Source organism: Kitasatospora sp. NPDC001603 (assembly GCF_040298365.1).
Lineage (GTDB): Bacteria > Actinomycetota > Actinomycetes > Streptomycetales > Streptomycetaceae > Kitasatospora.
This window is the reverse complement of record NZ_JBEPAA010000156.1, coordinates 1-5,348: the sequence shown is the minus strand read 5'-3', so window position 1 is coordinate 5,348 and position 5,348 is coordinate 1. Positions and strand designations below refer to the sequence as shown.

The window sequence follows — 5,348 nt, the reverse complement described above, 5'->3', positions numbered from 1 at the left end:
TAGGTGAGGCGGACGTCCCCGGCGATGACGGCGACCGCGTCCGGAGTCGCGGCGGCCTGGGCTTCGATCAGGTCGACGGTCAGGCCCTGCGGCCAGTCGATGGTGTCGCCTGCGGCCCAGGTCGTGAGCTGGGCGCGCTCGGTCTCGGGCAGGTGGGAGAGGGTCGCGTCGCCGTTGGGGTCGGCGGCCATCGCCTCCAGCACCAGCCGGTAACGCTCACCCAGCAGGGCCAGCCACTCCCGACCCACCACGGCGGTCGGGGCACTGAGGTTCACCCGGTCCGGGCGGGCCAGCACGTTGAGGGCGAACTCGTTGGCGCCGTCGCCCAGCGAGCCATCGGTGTCGATGGGGCCGTCGTCGACGAGGTGGAAGTCCAGGTACTCGAAGAGGATCGAGACCAGGTCGCCGGAGTTGCCGGCGGCGCGCTGGACGGCGGGCAGCGGGTAGCGGCGGTGGGACCAGATCTCGGTCTCGGTGGCGTAGGTCTGCTTGACCAGCTCACGCCAGGTCTTCGCGCCCCGAGTGGTCGGGAACGGAAGGGTGTTGAGGTGCATGCCGAGCACCCGGTCGGCGCCCGGTGCCTCCATCCGGCCGTGGTAGACCACGCCGGTGTGGAAGGCGTCCTCGGCCGTCAGGCTGCCGAGCACCTGGAGGTGCGCGGCCAGCAGCACGCTCTTGAGCGAGGTCTTGGCGGCGGTGGCCAGTCGGGTCAGTCCGTCCTTGAGGTCCAGGAACGGGACCGGGACACCGTGGCGCTCGTTCCCGTGGCGCTCGCCCTCACCCCAGGAACCGGGCAGGACCAGCGGGCTGTGGGCGTCGACGAGCTGCTGCCAGAAGGCCTGGGTGGCCGGGTCGGCCAGCGCGGTCTGCTCGGCGGCGATGAAGTCCGCGTAGCGGACCGCCGGCACCTCGTAGGCGGTCGGCTCCTCGCCGCTTCGCAGGCTGCGGTAGAGGGTCACGATCTCCATCGCCAGGGTGTGGTAGCTCCACCCCTCGGTGACGGCATGGATGTGACTGAACGTCAGGCGCCAGCTCTGGTCCGACTCGACGTGTGCGGCGATGCGCAGCAGCGGGGCGGCGGTCAGGTCGAAGCCCGTCGCCCGCTCCTGCTCGACGTAGGCGGTCGTGCGCTCCGTGACCTCGGCCTCGGTCAGTCCGCGCAGGTCGTGCGTGGTGATCGGGACCTCGGCCGTGGCGTGGACGAGCTGGAGGGGCTGGCTGTAGCCGTCCAGGTGCATCGAGGTGCGCAGGATGTCGTGCCGGGCGACCACCGTGTCGACGGCCTGGCGCAGGACGTCCGGCGAGAACGACAACGCGTCCGGCAGGCGGAACGAGTTGATGTTCCGGTAGGTGCTGCCGCCCTGTGCCGCGAGCATCTCGACGAGCATGCCGGTCTGGATCTGGGAGAGCGGGTAGGCATCGACGACGTCGGCCGGGAGGGCCGCGCGGTCGTCCTCGCCGATCAGGGCGAAGGGCTGGACGGCAGTGATCAGGGACTCGCCGGTGCCGTCACCGACCGCGATGGCCATGGCGGCGATGGTGCGCTGCTGGAAGACGTCCGGGATGGTGATGTCGTAGCCGGCGGCGCGGAGGGCTCCGACCAGGCGGACGGCGCGGATGGAGTCGCCGCCGAGGTCGAAGAAGCTGTCCTCCACACCGACCCGCGGCAGACCCAGGACCTCGGCCCAGACCGCCGCCAGGCGCTCCTCGACCGGAGTACGCGGGGCCGTGTAGCCGGTGGTGCTGAAGGCGTCCAGGTCGGGCGCGGGGAGGGCGCGGGTGTCGGCCTTGCCGTTGGTGGTCAGCGGAATCGTGTCCAGGGTGACGAACGCCGCCGGGACCATGTACTCGGGTAGTGAGGTCCCGAGGTGGGTGCGGAGCGCGGTCGTGTCGAGGACGGTGCCGGTGGCCGGGACGACGTAGGCGACGAGCATCTTCTCGCCGTTGGTGTGGCTGTCGCGAACGGTGACGACGCTCTGGCGGACGGTGGGGTGCTGGGTGAGTGCGGCTTCGATCTCGCCGAGTTCGATGCGGTAGCCGCGGATCTTGACCTGCTTGTCGATCCGGCCGAGGGATTCGAGGGTGCCGTCGGGCAGGCGCAGGGCGAGGTCGCCGGAGCGGTAGAGCCGGGAGCCGGCGGGTCCGTGGGGGTTGGGGAGGAAGCGTTCGGCGGTGAGTGCGGGGCGGTTGAGGTAGCCGCGGGCGACGGCGGGGCCGGTGACGTGGATCTCGCCGGGGACGCCGGTGGGGACGAGGTGTCCCCGGGCGTCGAGGAGGTGGATGGCGGTGTCGTCCATCGGGGAGCCGACGGGGCTGTGCGCGGTCCGGGTGAGGTCGGTGTCGGTGATGCGGTGGTAGGTGGAGTGCACGGTGGTCTCGGTGATGCCGTACATGTTGACGAGTGCGGTGTGCTGGGTGCCGACGCGGTCGGTCCAGGGGCGCAGTTCGGTCATTTCGAGGCGTTCGCCGGCGAAGACGATGGCACGCAGGGCGAGTTGGTCGATCCGGGGGTCGTTGTCGGCGGCGAGCTGGGTGAGGGTGCGGAACGCGGAGGGGGTCTGGCAGAGGATGGTGGCCTGTTCGGTGGTGAGCAGGTCGAGCATGTCGTGCGGGGAGCGGGCGATCGCGGAGGGGACGACGACGAGTCGGCCGCCGTGGAGGAGGGCGCCCCACATCTCCCAGACGGAGACGTCGAAGGCGTAGGAGTGGAAGAGCGGCCAGACGTCGGTGGGGCCGAAGTGGTAGTTCTCGCGGGTGGCGGTGAACAGGCGGGCGACGTTGGCGTGGGTGAGGCTGACGCCCTTGGGCAGGCCGGTGGAGCCCGAGGTGTAGATGACGTAGATCAGATTGTCCGGACGCACGCCGGTCACGGGTGCGGTGGCCGGGCGGGCGTTGATCTCGGCCGCGTGGGTGTCGACGAACACACGGGTGCCGGTGAACTCCAGCTCGTCCAGGGCGGAGTGGGTGACGAGCAGGTCGGCCTTGGCGTCGGCGAGCATGTAGGCGAGGCGGTCGGCGGGGTTGGCCGGGTCGAGCGGCAGGTAGGCGGCGCCGGACTTCAGGATGCCGAGGAGGGCGGGGATGAGGTCGGGGCCGCGTTCCAGGGAGAGGCCGACGATCCGCTCGGGGCCGGCGCCCAGCGCGATGAGGTGGTGGGCGATGCGGTTGGCCCGCTCGTCCAGCTCCGCGTAGGTGAGGCTCTGATCGCCGCTGGTCAGGGCGATGGCGTCGGGGGTGCGGGCGGCCTGGGCGGCGAACAGCTCGTGGACGCAGTCCTCGACCGGCTGCTCGACGGCGGTGTTCCAGGTGTCGAGCAGTCGGGAGAGTTCGTCGGCCGGGAGGTGGGCGGCGCGGGCGTCGCCGTCGGCGTCGGCGGCCATCGCCTCCAGGACCGACCGGTACATGGCGCCCAGCCGCTCCAGGTTCGCCGCGGTGAAGAACTCCGTCGAGCTGCTCAGGTTGATGTGCCCGCCCTGCGGGATCGCCATCAGCGCGAACTCGTTCGAACCGCCCGCCATGGTGGCCTCGACATCGACGGAGTCGGTGTCGACCTGGTGGAAGTCGTGGTGGTCGAAGAGGACGGTGAGCAGGTCGCGGGAGCTGCCGGCGGCGCGCTGGATGGCGGGCAGCGGGTAGCGGCGGTGGGACCAGATAGCGGTCTCCGTCGCGTAGGTCCGCTCGATCAGTTCGCGCCAGGTCTTCGCGCCCCGGTCGGTCGGGAAGGGCAGCGTGTTGAGGTGCATGCCCAGCACCCGGTCGGAGCCGGGGGCCTCCAGGCGGCCGTGGTAGACCACGCCGGTGTGGAAGGCGTCCTCGGCCGTCAGGCTGCCCATCACCTTGAGGTGCGCGGCCAGCATGACGCTCTTGAGCGAGGTCCTCGCCTCGGCCGCGAGCCTGCGCAAACCGTCCTCCAGGTCCGCGAACGGCACCCGGACCCCGAGGCGCTCGCCCGGCTCACCGCCCCAGGTGGCGGGCAGGACCAGCGGGCTGTGGGCGTCGACGACGCGCTGCCAGAAGGCCTGGGTCGCCGGGTCGGAGAGCGCGGTCTGCTCGGCGGCGACGAAGTCCGCGTAGCGCACCGGAACCGGCTCGTGGGCCGCCGGCTCAAGGCCGTCCCGCAGTGCCCGGTAGGCGCCGTGGAGCTCCATCAGCAGCGAGTTGAGCGTCCAGCCGTCGGTGACCGCGTGGTTGTGGCTGATCGTCAGGCGCCACGCCCGGTCGGACTCCACGTGTGCGGCGAACCGCAGCAGCGGAGCCGTCGTGAGCTCGAACCCGCGGGCCCGCTCCTCCTCGGCGTAGGCGAGCGCACGCTCCGTGACCTCGGCCTCGGTCAGTCCGCGCAGGTCGTACACGGCCACCGGGGCTTCGGTGGCGGCGTGGACGAGCTGGAGGGGCTGGCTGTAGCCGTCCAGGTGCATCGAGGTGCGCAGGATGTCGTGCCGGGCCACCACCGTGTCGACGGCGCGGCGGAAAGCCTCGGCGTCGAACGGCTGCGGGTCGGGCAGCCGGAAGGAGTCGATGTTGTGGTAGACCGCACGGTCGACCGCGGACATGACCTCCACCAGGATGCCGGTCTGCGCCTGGGAGAGCGGGTAGGCGTCGACGACGTCGGCCGGGAGGGCCGCGCGGTCGTCCTCGCCGATGAGGGCGAAGGGCTCGACGGCCGTGATCAGGGAGTGGCCGGTGCCGTCACCGATCCGGGCCGCGAGGGCGGCGATGGTGCGCTGCTGGAAGACATCGGGGATGGTGATGTCGTAGCCGGCGGCGCGGAGGGCGCCGACGAGTCGGACGGCGCGGATGGAGTCGCCGCCGAGGTCGAAGAAGCTGTCCTCGACGCCGACCTGGGGCAGGCCGAGGACCTCGGCCCAGACGGCGGCGAGGCGTTCCTCGACGGGGGTGCGGGGGGCGGTGTAGCCGGTGGTGGTGAAGGCGTCGAGGTCGGGGGCGGGGAGGGCGCGGCGGTCGGTCTTGCCGCTGCTGTTGAGGGGGATGGCGTCGAGGGTGACGAACGCCGCGGGGATCATGTACTCGGGGAGGGTGGCGGCGAGTTCGCGGCGCACGGTGGCGAGGTCGAACCCGGCGTTGTCGGTGACGAGGTAGGCGAGGAGGGTGTCGTCGCGGACGATGGCGACGGCCTGGTGGATGTGGTCCAGGGCGGTGAGGGCGGTTTCGATCTCGCCGAGTTCGATGCGGTAGCCGCGCAGTTTGATCTGGTTGTCGATGCGGCCGAGGTAGTCGATGGTGCCGTCGGGCAGGTAGCGGGCGAGGTCGCCGGTGGCGTAGAGGCGGGTGCCGGCGGGGCCGTACGGGTCCGGCACGAACTGCTCGGCGGTGAGTGCGGGGCGGTT

Annotated in this window: 1 protein-coding gene; it reads right to left on the bottom strand. The window is 71.6% G+C overall.

What is annotated here, in order from left to right; genetic code table 11:
• A partial coding sequence (locus ABT263_RS38380) for a non-ribosomal peptide synthetase (RefSeq protein ID WP_352298503.1) occupies window positions 1-5,348 on the bottom strand: 5,348 nt, incomplete at both ends.